Here is a 15956-nt window from a genome sequence, read left to right as displayed (position 1 = left end):
TCTCGACGCGGTGCGCTCACCGCAAGCGTGTGCCAAGAGTCGATCACCCGCGGGCAACCCGCCGACAAATCCTTCGATGTCGAACGAATCTGTGAGACGCTGGCCCGCGTGACGAGCTACTTCGTGACCGGCGGCGGCGGATTCATCGGCCGCACGGTGGTGCAACGACTCCTGAGCGCAGATGCCGACGCCCGGGTCTACGCGCTGGTGCGTGCCGGATCGATGCACCGTTTCGCCGAGACGATGGCGAAGCTCGACGGCGGCGACCGCGTCGTCAGCGTGGTCGGCGACCTCACCGAGGACGCGCTGGGGATCCGCGACGACCTCGGCCCGTTCGACCACGTCATCCACTTGGCGGCCGTGCACGATGTGACCGCAGACGAGGATCTGCAGCGGCAGGTCAACGTCGACGGCACGCGCCGCGTCGCGGAGTTCGCCGTGGCCCACGGCGCGATGCTGCATCACCTCTCGTCGATCGCGGTGGCCGGTGATCACGACGGCGATTTCACCGAGAACGACTTCGACCTCGGCCAGACGCTGCCGAGCGGCTGCCACCGCACCCGGTTCGACGCCGAACGCCTCATCCGGGAGACAGAGGGACTGACGTGGCGGATCTACCGGCCGTCCGCGGTGGTCGGCGACTCGCACACCGGCGCGACGGACCGGGCCGACGGCCCCTACTACTTCTTCGGCCATCTCTCATCACTGCGCCAGCTGCCCTCGTTCCTGCCGATGCCGATGCCCGACGTGGGCCACCTCAATCTGGTGCCCGTCGACTTCGTCGCCGAGGCGATCGTCACCCTGCTCGGGGTTCAGCCCGGCCGCAGCGGCCTGGCCTTCCATCTGGCCGATCCTCGGCAGCGGTCGATCACCGAGCTGTTCAACGCCCTCTCCCCCGCCTTCGACGGCCCGCGCGGGTTCACCGCGCTGCCCGCGGCGGTGGTGCGCCCGATCCTGTCGGTCACCGGTCGCGGCCCGTTGCGGCCGGCTCGCGACCTGGTCGCGGCACAGGCGGGCATACCGCCGGAGATCCTCGACCTCGCCGCCCTGCCCGTCACCTTCCGCAGCGAGACGACGACGGCGGTTCTGGCCGAGTTCGGGGTGTCGATACCGGACCTGTTCGAGTACGGGCCGCGACTCTGGCGGTACTGGTACGACCATCTGGATCCGGCGCGCCACCGGCGCGACGATCCGCGCGGACCGCTGGTCGGCAAGCACATCCTGATCACCGGGGCGTCGTCGGGCATCGGGCGCGCCACCGCCCGCATGTGCATCCGGCGCGGTGCCACGGTCTTCCTCGTGGCGCGCAGCGCCGAGCAGCTCGTCGAGACGGCGGCCGAACTCGAGGCCGAGGTCCCCAAGCCCGGTCTGCCCCTCGGCCGCGCCTACGCCTACCCCGCCGACATCACCGACGAGTCCGCTGTCGCAACGCTGGTGAAGTCGGTGATCAGCGAGCACGATCACGTCGACCTCCTGGTCAACAACGCCGGCCGCTCCATTCGCCGGGCCACCGCCAACGCCGTCGACCGCTCGCACGACTACCACCGCATCATGGCCGTCAACTACTTCGGCGCCGTCTACCTGACCCTGGCGCTGCTGCCGCACATGATCGCCCGCCAGTCCGGGCACATCGTGAACGTCTCCTCGATCGAAGTGCAGAGCCGGGCTCCCCGGTTCGGCGCGTACGCCGCCTCGAAGGCGGCGCTGGAGGCGTTCAGCGATGCGACCGGCGCCGAAACGCTCTCCGATCACGTCACGTTCAGCAACGTCCGGATCCCGCTGACCCGCACCCGGATGATCGTCCCGACCAACGCCTACGACACCGTACGAGGCATCTGGAGTGTCGACAAGGCCGCCCACCGCGTGCTGCGCGCGATGATCGACCGGCCCAAACGGGTCAATACCGTGCTCGGCGACCTCATCGACTTCGGCCATCACGCCGCGCCCTCGCTCACCAACCGGCTCCTGCACCAGGACTTCCTGTTGAACGAGGAGTCCGACGCCGCGCTCGGCCGCAAGGGCTGAGGTCTTCGGCGCCTCCGGATCCGCCGCGGCCGGCCCGGCATGCCACGATCAGGTATGCCCGATACCCCGTTCCTGTTCGTCGACGTCGACCGCCTCGATCGCAACATCGCCGCGATGGCCGACTGGGCCGCGCGGCATCGCGTCGCGCTCCGGCCGCACGCCAAGACCCACAAGTGCGCTCAGATCGCCCACCGCCAACTCGGCGCCGGCGCGGTGGGACTGACGGTCGCGACCATCGGTGAGGCCGAGGCCCTCGCCGACCTCGGGGTGGATGACCTGTTCATCGCCTATCCGCTCTGGGCGTCGGAGAACAAGGCTCGCAGACTGCGCGAGTTGGCGCGCCGGGTGCGGCTCTCGGTCGGCGCCGACTCCGTCGCCGGGGTCACCCGGCTGGCCGCCGGGGTGTCCGAGGTCCCGGTATCGGTGCTGGTGGAGGTCGATTCCGGTATGCACCGAAGCGGCATCACCGCCGCGCAGGCCGTCGATGTGGCGATTGCGGCGCGGGACGCCGGCCTCACGGTGGCCGGCGTGTTCACCTTCCCCGGTCACGGCTACGGACCGGGTACGGCCCGCGCCGACGCCGCCGCGCAGGAAGCGCAGTCGTTGTCGACGGCGGTGGCCGCGCTGCGCGCCGCAGGCTTCGACGCACCGGTGGTCAGCGGCGGCTCCACCCCGACCGCCCGGCTCGCCGACCCCGGGGTGGTGACCGAGTTGCGGCCCGGGGTCTACCCGTTCTATGACGCGCAACAGCTCGAACTCGGCAGTTGCACGGCCGACGACATCGCCCTGACCGCGATCGCGACCGTGGTCAGTCGGTCGGACCGGCGGATCGTGCTCGACTCGGGCAGCAAAGTCCTCGGCGCCGACCGGCCGGGCTGGACCACCGGTTTCGGGCGCCTGGCCGATCACCTCGACGCGCGGATCGTATCGCTGTCCGAGCACCACGCCGTCGTCGACTTCCCGCCGTCCGACGGTTCCCCGAACGGTCGGGTACCCGATCTCGGAGAGACCGTTCGGGTGATCCCGAATCACGTCTGTTCGGCGGTCAACCTGGTCGACGAGCTGTACGCGGGCACCGCCCCGGACGGGGAACTGGAACCGTGGCCGGTCGTGGCCCGAGGTGCGAACTCGTGAGCCGGACTCCGCGGGGGCGGTTGTGGACAACTCGCGAGAATCTGTGGACAACCGGGTTCGCCGCCCCTCACTCGTAAATCCCTTCGACGAGCCAGTCCGACTGTCGGCAGCAGAGCAGCAGCGCGCGCCCATCCCCCAGCAGCATCTGTGCCCGGGCATCGCCCGGACCGAACGACCACGGACCGGCCCACCAGTGCACCCGATAGGCGCGCCCGCCCAACCGCACCGTCACCGGTTCGGCGCTGAACGCACCGCGCGCGGTCACCGTCACCGGCTGGTCTGCGGCGTCGAGCACGTCGGCGACGACCTGGGCGAGCAGTGACGGCGCCGGCCGGGCGAGCCGGTCCGGCCACGGCGCGGCGGGATCACGCGGAGCCCGCAGTTCGTCGCCGAAGGCCACCAACGACACCTGTTCGGCCGGGCCTCGCCCACCGCTGCACACCGGGACGCGGACCGACTCACCGCCCAGCAGCCCCTGCACGCGGACCAGTGCCCGCCGCGCTTGATCGCCCAGACCGTCACCCACCGCCCCCGGCAGCCCCGCCCCCGACAGCGCATGCTGCAGGGCACCGGGATTCACCACCTCCACCGGCTCCAGCACCAGCCGAGCGATCGGCGAGTCGGGGGGGTCGCCGTCTGCGGCTCGTCCCGTCAGCCATCCCTCCAACTGCCAGCGCACTCGATCGGCCGTGGCTTCCGGGGTGAGCGGTTCGGCACATCGCCACGTACGCGAATACCGTTGTCCGCGTTCGGTGAACGCGTGAATGGTCAGCCGGGTGCACGCCAACGCCGCCTCCGACAGGCGCTCGTGCAACGACTGCGCCAGCCGACGCCCCAGAAAGGCGGCCGCATCGATGCGGTCGATCGGCGGCTCACAGCGGTGCTCCACCTCCAGCTCCGGCGGGATCGGCGCCCGGGAGGGCCGACGTCCCGGCAGCCCCCTCGCCAGCCGGTGCGCCGTGATGGCTTCGCCGTCGAACCGGGAGGCGACGTCTGCGCCGGACAGCTCGGCGAAAGCGCCCAGCGTGCGAATACCCATGCGCCACAGCAGGTTCACCAGAGCCTCGCGACCCGGTCCGCTCACCGCCGGTTCCACCGTCAGGTCGGTGATCGGCCGCGTCGCCAGATAGGCCGCGTCCGAGCCCGTCGGCACAGTCTGCCCGGACCGCGCCGCCAGCACCGCGGTGTACAGCTGGTCGGCCACCCCGACCCGGGCCGTGACGCCGCCGATCATCGCACCGAGACCGACCGGTCCTCGCCCCCGACCGGCCGGTCCACCGCTTCCGGGAGCACCGGGCCGTCCCAGCTCTGCCACCGCGTCGACGAGCCGTTCGGCCAGCTGGTCCTCACCGCCGAAGAACCGAGCGGCTCGATCCGCCGCCACCACGACCAGTCCCGGCCGCAGCACCTCGGTCATCGGCACCACCTCGGTCACCGCGGCGACCACCGGTTCGAACAACCTCCCGTCTCGGTCGGGGTCGGACTCGTACACCGCCAGGTCCGGGCACAGTGCCTGTGCCTGCCGTTTGCGCATTCCCCGCCGGACCCCGCCGGCCCGCGCCGTGTACGAGCACGCCTCGACGGTCCCCGCCCGCAGCACCGCCGTCGGGATCTCCGAGTGCTGCCCGGCCGCGGCGGCCGCGGCCGTCGTCGGCCAGTCCGGACACCACAGCGCCAGTACTCGGCGGCCCAATCCCTCGTCTCGGCCCGGCCCCTCGTCTCGGCCCGGTCCGCCGGCTCCGCGGTTGCTCGCCGGTCCCGACGCCGTCAATTCGCCACCGCCAGCCTGTGAGGCGCCTCGGTGCGGTCCGGACCCGGCCCGCGACGATCCGCACGGCCGCCGGCCTGCATCTGCGCAGCGACCAATCGCATGCTCCCCTCCTCGCCCAAGCCGGGAACCACCAGGTCGAACAGGCTCTCGACCGGCCGAGCGCCGGGGGCCGAGACTCGCACCTGAATCTGAAAGCCGCCGATGCGGCCGTAGCCGCTGCGCCGCACCGGCAGGTGCCGGTACTCCCGCACTTCACCGTGGATGCGGGTCGCGGTCGTCGGCCACTGCCCCAGCACCATCAGCGCCGACGACTGCTTACGCGCGCGGCCGCCCAGCACTCGGGCCCGCGCGGGCGTCACCGAGGCGCCCGTCGGTCCGAGTCGGTCCTCGAAGCCGAGCACCACCAGGTCGATGCCGTCCAGCAGCACGCCGGCCACCTCCAATCGATCGGCACCGGGATCGTCGACCACGGCGATCCGGCTCAAGTCGGCGCCCATCTCCATCGCCGCGGCCAGATTGAGCCGCGGCAGGCCGACCAACGCCACCGTGGCGCCCGCCCGACTGGCCTCGGCGATGATCGACATCGGGACCGCCGACGCCCCCGACATCGCCGTCACCGCTCCCCGTGGCAGACCCCGCCGAGGGAACAACGGCGCCAACGACTCCGGCACCGCCACCGCTCCCGCGTCAGACAGTTCGGACGCGGTCCCCGCCACCGCTCCCGTCCGCTCCGACAGACGGCTCAGCCGTCGGCGCAGCTCGGCCAGTTCCTCGGCTCGGCCGTCGGCTGCCCTCACCGGAGCGCCCACTCCGCTCGCTTGGCTCATGTCTCTTCCCATCGTCGTGCCCGGCCCATGCCGATGCCGTCAGAGCTCGTCCGCGACCGGCAGGGAAGATACCGTCATCGAACTTCAGTTCGATGCTAGAACCACCCTCTGACAACCGTCAACGGAGCAGGAAACATGCACCTCACACGCCCTTTCACGCCCCTGACACCACAGCAGGAACATCCCTCGCACCCGGCCATGCTCTACCATTCGGACCCATGCCGTCCCGCGCGCTCCCGTTCGCCGTCATCACCGCCGCACTCACCGCGATCGCCGTCACCGCACTGCCGTGGTTCAACCTTCGAAAGCTCGGGATGGACGCCTCCTGGAACGGGCTCGGCATGGGAACAGTGAGCCGACAGGACCTCGGCCTGGCACCCAATGCCCGCGGCTGGCTGATCGTGGCCGCAGCGGTCTTCGCGGTGCTGGCCGGCCTGGTCGCACTGATGCCCTCCGCCACCGCCCGTCCGCTGGGCCGGATCATGGCGGCCGTGGCCGCCGTCGGCGCGACCGCCGCGGCCTTCGTTCCGATCGCCATCTGGATCCGGCCGTCCTGGTACTTCGGCGACTTCCTCTCCGGCCTCGGCTTCTATGCCGACGCCGAGGTCGACATCAGCGTCAGCAAGGTGATCCTGACCGCGCTGATCGTGATTCTGCTGCTCCTCGCCGGCCTGTGCGCGGCACTGTTCGTCGAACGCTCCCAGACCGCCCCGGTCGGCGACCGGCACTCCTGACCCCGACCCGTCCGAGACCGCCCCATCCGAGACCGACCAGCCCGAGGACGCCCCGCCTCACCTCACCGACGGCTTCGTCCGCACCGGCGACATGACGTAGGCGATCACCACCGAGGTGACCGCGCCCGCTGCCAGGATCGCGGCGAGGACGATGATCTGGAACCGTCCGGCCTCGATCGGCGAGAGTCCACCGAAGATCGCGCCGACGAAGGCGCCGGGCAAGGTCACCAGACCGGTCGTCTTGGCCTGATCGGTGGTCGGGATCATCGCGTGGTGCACGGCCTGTCGCGCCATCGACACCGTCGCCTGACGCGGCGTGGCCCCCAGCGCCAGCCAGCCCTCCACCTCTGCCCACCGGTCGACGACGGCCTCGGTCAGACGACGGCCGGTCAGCGTCGCCGACGTCATGGCGTTGCCGATCACGATGCCCGCCAACGCCAAGGCGTAGCGCGGGGTCAGCTCCAATGCGCCCGAACCGAAGACGATCACCAGCACCACCGCGATGCCCGCACCCATGCCGACCGCAGCCGTCCCCATCGCGGGCCACAGCGGGCGCCCGTCGGCGGCCAGACGGCGCGCAGCGGTGAACACCGCCACCCCGAACATCGCCGAGACGCCCAGGGCCACCAGCGCACCGTGCGTGATGATCCCGCTCAGCACCAGGCTCAACGCGATCAGCTGCACCAGCCCGCGGGCCACCGCCCACACCGGAGCCCACCGCTGCGGGACTCCGTAGGCCCAGAGCACACCGGTCGCCGACCCCGCCAGCAACAGCACTCCGATGAGCGTGTTCAGCGGCGCGTGCACATCGGGCATGCCCCAATGAAACACCGCATCGCCCGCGGACGCCTCGGACCACCCGTCGGACCATCCCGTCAGAACAACGTCAGCGCCGCCTCACCGAGCCGCTCCCCGACCGATTCGTCCGCTCCGGCCTGCCGGATCGGCGGCGGAGCCGCCTCCGCACTCGGCTCACTGCCCAGCCCGTAGTGCTCCACCAGTGGGGCCATCCGGGCCCGCAGGGTCATGGCGTACTCGGCCGAGACGAAGCTCCGGCGCCCGTAAAGGGCGCGGTACCGGCGGATCAGCGCGGGATGCTCGTCGCCCAACCATCCCAGGAAGGCCGCGCCGTCGTCGCCGTCGAGGTGCAGCGGCGCCACCGACACGCGCGAGGCTCCAGCCCCGGACAGGGCGGCGAGCAGCGCGTCGAGCTGCGCGACGCCGTCGGCCAACAGAGGCGGCAGCGGCGCGATCCGGATGTGCGGCGCCAATCCGGCCGCGGCCAGTCGTTCGACCATCGCCAACCGGGCCTGCGGCGACGCCGCCCCCGGGTCGAGGCGTGCGGACAGCCCGGCGTCGAGCGTCGCCAGAGCCACCGACACCGTCACCGGGACGGCACGGCCGATCAACCGCAGCAACGGGAGATCGCGCAGCAGCAGCGTCGAGCTCGTGTACAGGGCGATCGGCGTCTGGGACTCCGACAGCACCGAGAGCACCTGCGGCATGAGCCGGTAGTGCTCCTCCACCGACTGATAGGGATCTTCGGCCACCCCGAGCGCGACGGTCTCACGCCGCCAGGAACGTCGTCGGACCTCGCGGCGCAGCACCGCCGCGGCGTTCATCTTGACCTGCAGCACCTCACCCGAACGCTGCACGGTCGACGCCGCGAACGAGTGTCGGTGATGTCGATCGCTCGTCACCGACTCGAGCATGGTTCGCGTCAGCACCTCGTGCACCCGGACCCCGGGCGCCTCGGGGAGGATCACCGATCTCACTGGATCGCCGCACATCAGTTCGGTCGGTGCTGCCATGCCCACCATCCGAACACACGTACGATACCCGCGTCAAGGGGTGCGGAGTCGGCGACACCCGGCCGGATATCATCGGGCCATGACTTCTCCCGCCGACGCGCCCGGCCCGTCTTATCTGGTCGCCGGTCGCTATCGCCTGATCCGCCGGATCGGCCACGGCGGCATGGGCGCGGTGTGGCTGGCACACGATCAACTGCTCGACCGGGAGGTCGCGGTCAAGCAGGTCCTGACCACCAGCGGCATGGACGAGTCGGCGGCGCAGACCTCCCGCGCCCGCGCGCTGCGCGAAGGCCGGTTGGCCGCCCGCCTGTCGCACCGCAATGCCATCTCGATGCACGACGTCGCTCTCGACCGCGATGAGCCGTGGCTGGTGATGGAGTATCTGCCCAGCCACAGTGTGGCCGACGTGCTGCGCGACAACGGGGTCGTCGACCCGGTGGAGGCCGCGCAGATCTGCGCGCAGGTCGCCGACGCGATCGCCGAGGCGCACGCGGCGGGGATCATCCACCGCGACATCAAACCCGCCAACATCCTGATCGCTCACAGCGGCCGCCAGGCGGGTCTGGTCAAGATCACCGATTTCGGCATCTCGCGCGCCAAGGACGACGCGATGATCACCCAGACCGGCATCGTCACCGGCACCCCCGCCTACTTCGCCCCCGAGGTGGCCCGCGGTGAGGAACCCGGTGAGGCCGCCGACGTCTACTCGCTCGGCTCCACGCTGTACACGATGGTCGAAGGCCGCCCGCCCTTCGGCGACGCGGAGAACTACATCGCCACGTTGCACCGGGTCGCCCTCGGGCAGATCGATCCGATCACCCGCGCGGGTGCGCTGTCGTCGGTCCTGCTCAACCTCCTGGAACCGAGCCCGGCCAACCGGCCGACCATGTCGCAGGCCCGCGACCGGCTCGCCCAGTTCGCTGCGGGCACGCTCGGCACCACCGACAACGTGCTGACCGGTCTGGTGGCGACCAAACCGCTGTCAGAACGCAGACGCGCCGCTGAGACGTTGCCGCCGCCGGGCTCTCACGCCGACTTCCCGCAGACCGCGATGGCCCAGACGCCGATCCCCCAGACGCCGATGGCCCAGAACCCGTCAGCCCAGAACCCGTCATCACAGAACCCGTTGGCACAGGCCACTCCGGTACCCGGCTCCGACACGAGCCGTCCGCAGGGTGGTCACTCGAACCCGGCGCAACCGGATCGGACGCAGGTCGCCACCGGCGGCTATTACGCGCCGCGCACCGCCCCCGAGCCCTTCCCCGGCCAGTACACGCCGCCGCCGACCCCGTATCAGCAGCACTACCGGCAGCCGCAGCCGACCGGCAGCAACGCGGGGCTGGCCGCGGCGATCTTCGCGGTCTTCGTCCTTCTCACTGCGATCGCCGCCGGGATCATCGTGCTGACGATGTGATGCGCCGGCCGGCGGCGCATCACCCGATCTGCCGGTTGACCGCCCACCGGGTGAGTGCGTTCCGGTTGGACTGCTGCGTCTTGCGCAGGACGTTGGAGGCGTGCGTCTCGACGGTCTTGACCGAGATGAACAGTTCCTCGGCGATCTCCCGGTAGGTGTAGCCGCGGGCGAGCAGCCGCAGCACCTCCATCTCGCGACGGGTCAGCGAATCCAGTTCGGGATCCAGCTGCGGCTCGGGCACCGGCGAACGTCCGGTGAACGAGTCCAGCACGAACCCGGCCAGCCGGGGGCTGAAGACGGCGTCTCCCTCGGCCACCCGGCGCACCGCGTCGGCGAGCTCGGTGCCGTCGATGGTCTTGGTGACGTAGCCGCGGGCGCCGGCACGGATGGTCGCGATGACGTCGGTGGCGGCGTCGGAGACGCTGAGCGCCAGGAACACCGGCATCTGCGAGCCGAGCGCGTCGGTGACCCCGCGCAGCACTGCGACGCCGCCGCCGCCGGGCATGTGGACGTCGAGCAGCACGACGTCGGGGCGCAGCTCGACGATGCCCGCGATCGCCTCCGGCACGGTGCCGGCGTCGCCGATCACCTCCAGGCCCGCCGCTCCGGCGAGCTCCGCGCGCACCCCGGAGCGGAACACCCCGTGGTCGTCGACCAGGAACACCCGGTAGGTCTTGTCGGCGGTCATGCGAGCTCCTGTGTGTTCTGCGGGCCGGTGTCGGCGGGGGCGGATCCGTGGGGGCGGCTGCGCGGCAACAGCAGTGCGACGTTGGTGCCGCGGCCGGGGGTCGAGGTGATCCGCGCGGTGCCGCCGACGCGTTCCATCCGGGCCCGGATGGACTTCGAGATGCCGCGGCGGTCGTCGTCGACCGTGTCCGGATCGAAGCCCTTGCCGCGGTCGCGGACGAAGACCTCCACCCGCTCGTCGTCGACCTCGCAGTACACGTCCACCTTGTCGGCGCCGGAGTGTTTGGCGGCGTTGACCAGCGCCTCCCGGGCCGCGGCCACCAGCGCCCCCAGCTCGTCGGCGACCCGCTTGTCGCGGAGTTCTTCGGGGGCCACGTCGCCGACGGTCACCGTCTCGACCTCCAGCCCGTAGGCGTCCTCGACCTCCGCCGACACGGCGGAGACGGCGGCCGCGAGCGATTCGTTGCGGCGCGCCTGATCGCCGAACAGCCATTGTCGCAGCTCGCGCTCCTGTCGTCGCGCCAGCCGGGCGACGGTGTCGGGCTGGTCGGCGCGCTTCTGGATCAGCGCCAGCGTCTGCAGCACCGAGTCGTGCAGGTGCGAGGCGATCTCCTCGCGCTCCTGGTTGCGGATCCGGGCCGCCCGTTCGGCGTTCAGCGTGCGCCACATCCGCATCCACAGCGGAATCGTCAGCAGCAGCACTCCGAACAGCGTGCCCAGCACCGCCAGCAGCGTCGGATTCATTCCCGCGAGTGCGGTGTCCGGCGCGGCGACCAGCACGATCAGCCCGCCGACCACCAGGAACGCGCCGGCGGCCAGGCGCAGCCACGTCACGACTCCGCTGCCGGCGACCCCGCTGCGGCCCGACGACCCCGTGACGTCGACCTCCCGCCACACCAGCGCCGCGCCGCCGAGGACGACGATCAGCGCCAGCAGCGTCGACGCGGGCGCGCTGGAGGCGACGACGCCGTTGAGGATCGCCACGACGACACCGATGACGACGAGGCCCTGCGCCTGCCTGCGTTCACGGGGTGCGGGCGGATCGACGTCGTCTCCCGCCGGGCAGAAGAACCACAGCAGACCGTAGGCGGCGACGCCCGCCCCCGCGAGCGCCGCCAGGACGACGAAGACGACGCGGACGCGGAAGACATCGACTCCCAGGTGGTCGGCGACGCCGCCGCAGACGCCGCCCACCACTTTGCCGCCGCTGCGCCTGCGCAGACGGTCGACGGTCGGGGGTTCGATCACACGAGTCATTGATTCGATGGTGTCACGGTGGCGGCCGGAACACATCAGGGACCATCTCAGGGTTCTACCCGATTCGCCGATCACGCCCGGCCACCATGATTGAGCGCATGGACACCAAGACCCTGCTCGACCTCTGGAACACCAGGCCGGTCCGCCGGCGGTCCGGCAAGACCATCGGCGGCGTGTGCACGGGCATCGCGATGCGATACCGGGTGGACCCGACGCTGGTGAAGGTCGCCTTCGTCGTCGCCGCCTTCTTCGGTGGCAGCGGCATCCTCCTGTATCTCGCCGCGCTGGTCGCCTTGCCCGCCGAGGACGAGAACGCGCCGCGAAAACTGCAGTGGCCCGCCAAGTCCCGACATTCGGGCCGCCACGAGATCCCGTGGTACGCGATCGTCATCGCGGTCATCGCCGTCATCGCCCTGGGGAACGCGGGGGCGTCGCCGTTCTGGGGCAGCAGCGGTCTGCTGGGTGTGATCCTGATGCTGTTGGGCTGGTGGCTGCTGTACCAGCGCACCCCGGCGGCGCCGGCCGGAACCAGCGCCGACCAGCTGCACACCGTCGGCGCGCAGTCCGACGTCCAGGCGGCCGCGGGCACCTCGCCCCTCACCCCGGCAGGCGCACCCCTGCCGTGGACCTGGCCGCAGCCCGGCACCGCCGCCCCGACTCCTCCGGCGAATCCGGACACCGAGTCGATCCCCCCGATTCCGGCCGACGCGGTCTCCGCCGACGCGCCGGCCGCACCCGGTGTCCCCACCCCGCCCGCGTGGGATCCACTCGGCGCGGCGCAGTTCGCGTGGGATCTGCCGGAGCCGACTCCCCCCGCGCCGCCAGTCCCCGTCAAACCGCGCCGTTCCCCGCTGACGTCGGTCTTCGCCGGCCTCGCGGTGATCGTCGCGACCGCGGCGACGGCGGTGCACCTGGTCGGCGGCGTCGAGTGGTTCAGCGTGGGTCGCATCGCGGCGCTGGCGCTCGCGGTCCTCGGCGTCGGGATGCTGGTCGACGCGCTGCAGCGTCGTCCCGCCAACAGCCGGGCGGCCGGGCTGGTCCCGCTGGCCCTGATCGTCGGTGTGGTCGCCGTCGTCGCCACGCTGTTCGCCGGCGGCCGTCCGGCGTTCGCGGGCGGCGGCATCGGCGACCGCACATGGCACCCGCAGGGCGTCGAGCAGCTGAGCACCACCTATCAGCTGAGCATCGGCACCAGCACCCTCGACCTGCGCGACCTGGGCCCTCTCGATCATGACCGCACGGTGGAGATCCGGCAGGGCATCGGCGACGTCACCGTCCTGCTGCCCGACCACCTGCGCGTCAAGACGCAGTGCCGCACCGTCGTCGGCGACCAGACGTGCCCCGAAGGCATCGTCAACCCCGACGCCAAGACCCCGACCCTGACCGTGAAGGCCGACCTCAACCTCGGAACCGTGGAGATGAAGCGATGATCGACGAGAACCCGTCCACCGAGACCGCCGACGGCGCGCCGCCGCGGCATCGGTCGCTGATGATGGCGCTGTCGGCGCTGACCACCCTGCTGGTCGCCGCCTGGTGCCTGGCCGGCGGACCGTCCCTGTTCACGACGGCGCAACTGCCGTTGATCCTGCTGGTCGTCGGGGCCGTCGTCGGCGTCGGGCTGATCGCGAGCGGGTTCCGCCGATCGTGACCGCTGCCGGTCACTGTCGGCGCAGTAGCACGTAGTACCCGGCGGCGAAGACCAACACGACTCCGACGTTGACGGCGAGCCGCAACCACAGGTGATCGCGGAGGAAGGCGACGTCGAGGCCGATGATCAGCGCGACCATCACCAGCACGTAGACGATGACGATCAGGGTCCTGTCCATGATTCGAGCATCCTCCTCGCTGGTCACGATCGGACCGTCACGACCAGACAGCGGTGGCGCGGCCTCTCTGTTCGAGAGACCGCGCAACCGCTGTCTGGTACGGGAGAGCTCACCCGGGCGGCCGCCCGGTCACTCCCACTCGATGGTGCCCGGCGGCTTGCTGGTCACGTCCAGCACCACGCGGTTCACATCCGGGACCTCATTGGTGATGCGCGTGGAGATGGTCTCGAGGACCTCGTAGGGGACGCGGGTCCAGTCGGCGGTCATCGCGTCCTCGGAGGAGACCGGGCGCAGCACGATCGGGTGACCGTAGGTGCGGCCGTCGCCCTGGACGCCGACGCTGCGGACGTCGGCCAGCAGAACGACGGGGCACTGCCAGATCTGGCCGTCCAGTCCCGCGGAGGTCAGCTCCTCGCGGGCGATGAGGTCGGCCTTGCGCAGCAGTTCGAGGCGTTCTTTGTTGACCGAGCCGACGATGCGGATCGCCAGGCCCGGGCCCGGGAAGGGCTGGCGGGCGACGATCTCTTCGGGGAGGCCGAGTTCACGGCCCACCGCGCGGACCTCGTCCTTGAACAGCAGTCGCAGCGGTTCGACGAGTTTGAACTCGAGGTCTTCGGGCAGGCCGCCGACGTTGTGGTGGCTCTTGATGTTGGCGGTGCCGCTGCCGCCGCCGGATTCGACGACGTCCGGGTACAGGGTGCCCTGGACCAGGAAGTCGACCTTCTTACCCGCGGACGCCTGATCGCCCAGGACCTCCGACACCGCGCCCTCGAAGGAGCGGATGAACTCGCGGCCGATGATCTTGCGCTTGGTCTCCGGGTCCGAGACGTCGGCGAGGTGCCCGAGGAAGGTGTCCTGGGCGTCGACGGTCACCAGGCGGGCGCCGGTCGCGGCGACGAAGTCGGTCTGCACCTGCTCGCGCTCGCCGGCGCGCAGCAGCCCGTGGTCGACGAAGACACAGGTGAGACGGTCACCGATCGCGCGCTGGACGAGCGCGGCAGCCACTGCGGAGTCCACACCGCCCGACAGCCCGCAGATCGCCAGACCGTCTTCGCCCACCTGGGCCCGGACGTCGGCGATCAGCGATTCGGCGATGTTGGCGGCGGTCCACGTCGGCTTCAGCCCGGCGACGTCGTAGAGGAAGCGGGTCAGCACCTCCTGCCCGTGCGGGCTGTGCAGCACCTCCGGGTGGTACTGGACGCCCGCCATACCGCGCTCGACGCATTCGAAGGCGGCGACCGGCGCACCCGGGGTGGAGGCGGTGACAGTGAAGCCCTCCGGGGCCACCTGTACGGCGTCGTTGTGACTCATCCACACCGGCTGGGTGTCGGGCAGATCGCGGTGCAGTCGGCCGCCGTCGCCTCCGACGGTCAGCGTGGTGCGTCCGAACTCGCGGCCGCCGGTGTTGGCGACGGTGCCGCCGAGCGCCGCGGTCATCTTCTGGAAGCCGTAGCAGATGCCGAACACCGGGATGCCGAGGTCGAAGAGCTTCTCGTCGACGCTCGGCGCGTCGTCGGCGTACACCGACGCCGGTCCGCCGGACAGGATCAGTGCGGCCGGATTCTTGGCCTTGATCTCTTCGAGCGTCGCATCGTGGGCGACGACTTCGGAGTAGATCCGGGCTTCACGGACGCGACGAGCGATCAGCTGCGCGTACTGGGCACCGAAGTCGACGACGAGGACTGGGCGCGGGTGTTCCGCCGGAGAATTCGTCACGGGCAGTAGTGTATCGCGACACGCCCCGCCGACCGCTGCTGGTCGGACGGGCTCACATCGGCCTCCCGTGGTCGACGAGACCACGGGTCCGCAGGAGTTCCAGCACCTCGTCGTACTCGTCGAACAGGTAGGCGCGCGCCAGCTTGTCGTTGAACGTCGCCGCCACGCTCGGATCGTTCTCGTCCACCGGGATGGTGAGGAGCACATCGTCGCCCGCACCGAGCAACAACGCGTTCGCCGCGAACACCGCAGTCCCCTTGTTGCCGTCCTCGAAGGGTTGCGCCTTCGCCAAGGTCACGAACAGGGTTGCCGCGACCTCGCGCGGATCCCTGCCCGAGACCGCCGATTCGATCAACTCCTGCAGCCGATCGTCGGTGAGCGCGTCCGGCTCGTGGCGCCCATACCTGGTCAGGACTCCGATGTTCTGTTCCCGCATACGAAGTCGCCCGGGGTGAAGCGCTCCGCTACGGGTGATGGTGGCGTTGATCTCTCGGACGAATGCCGTGTCCACCGACCGCCCGGCATGGTCGATGATGAACTGCGCTGCATCGCGGAGATCTTCGAGGAGCGCGAGGTCGGCGCGCGACGCGATGCCCTCCAGGCTGCCGGAGGTCAGGAATCGTTCGGCATCCAGGCGACCAACGGCGAGGCCCTCGAAGACTTTGCCGGACGAGTAGACCACATCGGCGAGGTCACCCACGGTCAGGTGGACCATGACGCTCTCTCCCTCCCGTTTCGGCCGACGAGACGGCCA

15 protein-coding genes are annotated in these 15956 nt (G+C 70.9%); 6 read left to right on the top strand and 9 right to left on the bottom strand.

Annotated features, from left to right (window positions below; all coding sequences use genetic code 11):
- Positions 1 to 108: 108 nt before the first annotated feature.
- Positions 109 to 2025: an SDR family oxidoreductase gene (locus tag AAFO60_RS16385; protein WP_347957294.1), complete on the top strand. Its 1917-nt coding sequence runs from the start codon at positions 109 to 111 to the stop codon at positions 2023 to 2025.
- A gap of 54 nt (positions 2026 to 2079) precedes the next feature.
- On the top strand, positions 2080 to 3159 hold the full coding sequence (locus tag AAFO60_RS16380; protein ID WP_347957293.1) for an alanine racemase: 1080 nt from the start codon (positions 2080 to 2082) through the stop codon (positions 3157 to 3159).
- A gap of 67 nt (positions 3160 to 3226) precedes the next feature.
- Here AAFO60_RS16380 and AAFO60_RS16375 read toward each other — a convergent pair whose 3' ends face one another.
- Together AAFO60_RS16375 and AAFO60_RS16370 are read right to left on the bottom strand one after the other, a co-directional pair.
- Complete coding sequence (locus AAFO60_RS16375; protein ID WP_347957353.1) at positions 3227 to 4852, bottom strand: DNA polymerase Y family protein; 1626 nt, start codon at positions 4850 to 4852, stop codon at positions 3227 to 3229.
- 74 nt (positions 4853 to 4926) lie between these two features.
- Entirely contained in the window at positions 4927 to 5757 is an 831-nt protein-coding gene (locus AAFO60_RS16370; protein WP_347957292.1) for a hypothetical protein, read from the bottom strand.
- 218 nt (positions 5758 to 5975) lie between these two features.
- Here AAFO60_RS16370 and AAFO60_RS16365 point away from each other — a divergent pair, with 218 nt between their 5' ends.
- Complete coding sequence (locus tag AAFO60_RS16365; RefSeq protein WP_347957291.1) at positions 5976 to 6491, top strand: hypothetical protein; 516 nt, start codon at positions 5976 to 5978, stop codon at positions 6489 to 6491.
- A 57-nt stretch (positions 6492 to 6548) separates the two neighbouring features.
- On the opposite strand, the gene AAFO60_RS16360 is transcribed toward AAFO60_RS16365, so the two are convergent.
- Both AAFO60_RS16360 and AAFO60_RS16355 read right to left on the bottom strand, forming a co-directional pair.
- Positions 6549 to 7307: an ABC transporter permease gene (locus AAFO60_RS16360; protein WP_347957290.1), complete on the bottom strand. Its 759-nt coding sequence runs from the start codon at positions 7305 to 7307 to the stop codon at positions 6549 to 6551.
- Positions 7308 to 7366: 59 nt separating this feature from the next.
- Positions 7367 to 8302: a sam dependent methyltransferase gene (locus AAFO60_RS16355; RefSeq protein WP_347957289.1), complete on the bottom strand. Its 936-nt coding sequence runs from the start codon at positions 8300 to 8302 to the stop codon at positions 7367 to 7369.
- A gap of 79 nt (positions 8303 to 8381) precedes the next feature.
- Between AAFO60_RS16355 and AAFO60_RS16350 the strand changes: the two genes are divergently transcribed.
- On the top strand, positions 8382 to 9716 hold the full coding sequence (locus AAFO60_RS16350; protein WP_347957288.1) for a serine/threonine-protein kinase: 1335 nt from the start codon (positions 8382 to 8384) through the stop codon (positions 9714 to 9716).
- 19 nt (positions 9717 to 9735) lie between these two features.
- Here the strand turns inward: AAFO60_RS16350 and AAFO60_RS16345 are convergent, their stop codons facing one another.
- Both AAFO60_RS16345 and AAFO60_RS16340 read right to left on the bottom strand, forming a co-directional pair.
- Entirely contained in the window at positions 9736 to 10404 is a 669-nt protein-coding gene (locus AAFO60_RS16345) for a response regulator transcription factor (RefSeq protein WP_347957287.1), read from the bottom strand.
- Positions 10401 to 11660, bottom strand: coding sequence for a PspC domain-containing protein (locus tag AAFO60_RS16340; RefSeq protein WP_347957286.1), 1260 nt, complete (start codon positions 11658 to 11660; stop codon positions 10401 to 10403). The genes AAFO60_RS16345 and AAFO60_RS16340 overlap by 4 nt, the downstream gene beginning before the upstream one ends.
- A gap of 98 nt (positions 11661 to 11758) precedes the next feature.
- On the opposite strand from AAFO60_RS16340, the gene AAFO60_RS16335 reads away from it, so the two are divergent.
- Complete coding sequence (locus AAFO60_RS16335; RefSeq protein WP_347957285.1) at positions 11759 to 13090, top strand: PspC domain-containing protein; 1332 nt, start codon at positions 11759 to 11761, stop codon at positions 13088 to 13090.
- Positions 13087 to 13308: a hypothetical protein gene (locus AAFO60_RS16330; protein ID WP_347957284.1), complete on the top strand. Its 222-nt coding sequence runs from the start codon at positions 13087 to 13089 to the stop codon at positions 13306 to 13308. The genes AAFO60_RS16335 and AAFO60_RS16330 overlap by 4 nt, the downstream gene beginning before the upstream one ends.
- A gap of 10 nt (positions 13309 to 13318) precedes the next feature.
- On the opposite strand, the gene AAFO60_RS16325 is transcribed toward AAFO60_RS16330, so the two are convergent.
- The 3 genes from AAFO60_RS16325 to AAFO60_RS16315 form a co-directional block, all read right to left on the bottom strand.
- A complete protein-coding gene (locus AAFO60_RS16325; RefSeq protein ID WP_347957283.1) occupies positions 13319 to 13486 on the bottom strand; it encodes a hypothetical protein in 168 nt (55 codons plus the stop codon).
- 129 nt (positions 13487 to 13615) lie between these two features.
- Positions 13616 to 15202, bottom strand: a complete 1587-nt coding sequence (gene guaA / locus AAFO60_RS16320; RefSeq protein ID WP_347957282.1) for a glutamine-hydrolyzing GMP synthase — start codon at positions 15200 to 15202, stop codon at positions 13616 to 13618.
- Between the two features lie 52 nt (positions 15203 to 15254).
- Positions 15255 to 15917 carry a Fic family protein gene (locus AAFO60_RS16315; protein ID WP_347957281.1) on the bottom strand — a complete coding sequence of 221 codons (663 nt, stop codon included), beginning with the start codon at positions 15915 to 15917 and terminating at the stop codon, positions 15255 to 15257.
- Positions 15918 to 15956: the final 39 nt, after the last annotated feature.

The sequence above is a fragment of the Gordonia aichiensis genome (assembly GCF_039946255.1).
In the GTDB taxonomy this organism is placed as follows: Bacteria; Actinomycetota; Actinomycetes; order Mycobacteriales; family Mycobacteriaceae; genus Gordonia; species Gordonia aichiensis_A.
This window is presented reverse-complemented; position numbering and strand designations above follow the sequence as displayed.

What these genes read in the sequence shown, in the direction of transcription:
- AAFO60_RS16380 (WP_347957293.1), top strand. Translation starts at nt 2,080, where the DNA reads ATGCCCGATACCCCGTTCCTGTTCGTCGACGTCGACCGCCTCGATCGC.
- AAFO60_RS16370 (WP_347957292.1), bottom strand. Translation starts at nt 5,757, where the DNA reads ATGAGCCAAGCGAGCGGAGTGGGCGCTCCGGTGAGGGCAGCCGACGGC.
- AAFO60_RS16365 (WP_347957291.1), top strand. Translation starts at nt 5,976, where the DNA reads ATGCCGTCCCGCGCGCTCCCGTTCGCCGTCATCACCGCCGCACTCACC.
- AAFO60_RS16360 (WP_347957290.1), bottom strand. Translation starts at nt 7,307, where the DNA reads ATGCCCGATGTGCACGCGCCGCTGAACACGCTCATCGGAGTGCTGTTG.
- AAFO60_RS16355 (WP_347957289.1), bottom strand. Translation starts at nt 8,302, where the DNA reads ATGGCAGCACCGACCGAACTGATGTGCGGCGATCCAGTGAGATCGGTG.
- AAFO60_RS16350 (WP_347957288.1), top strand. Translation starts at nt 8,382, where the DNA reads ATGACTTCTCCCGCCGACGCGCCCGGCCCGTCTTATCTGGTCGCCGGT.
- AAFO60_RS16345 (WP_347957287.1), bottom strand. Translation starts at nt 10,404, where the DNA reads ATGACCGCCGACAAGACCTACCGGGTGTTCCTGGTCGACGACCACGGG.
- AAFO60_RS16340 (WP_347957286.1), bottom strand. Translation starts at nt 11,660, where the DNA reads ATGACTCGTGTGATCGAACCCCCGACCGTCGACCGTCTGCGCAGGCGC.
- AAFO60_RS16335 (WP_347957285.1), top strand. Translation starts at nt 11,759, where the DNA reads ATGGACACCAAGACCCTGCTCGACCTCTGGAACACCAGGCCGGTCCGC.
- AAFO60_RS16330 (WP_347957284.1), top strand. Translation starts at nt 13,087, where the DNA reads ATGATCGACGAGAACCCGTCCACCGAGACCGCCGACGGCGCGCCGCCG.
- AAFO60_RS16325 (WP_347957283.1), bottom strand. Translation starts at nt 13,486, where the DNA reads ATGGACAGGACCCTGATCGTCATCGTCTACGTGCTGGTGATGGTCGCG.
- AAFO60_RS16315 (WP_347957281.1), bottom strand. Translation starts at nt 15,917, where the DNA reads ATGGTCCACCTGACCGTGGGTGACCTCGCCGATGTGGTCTACTCGTCC.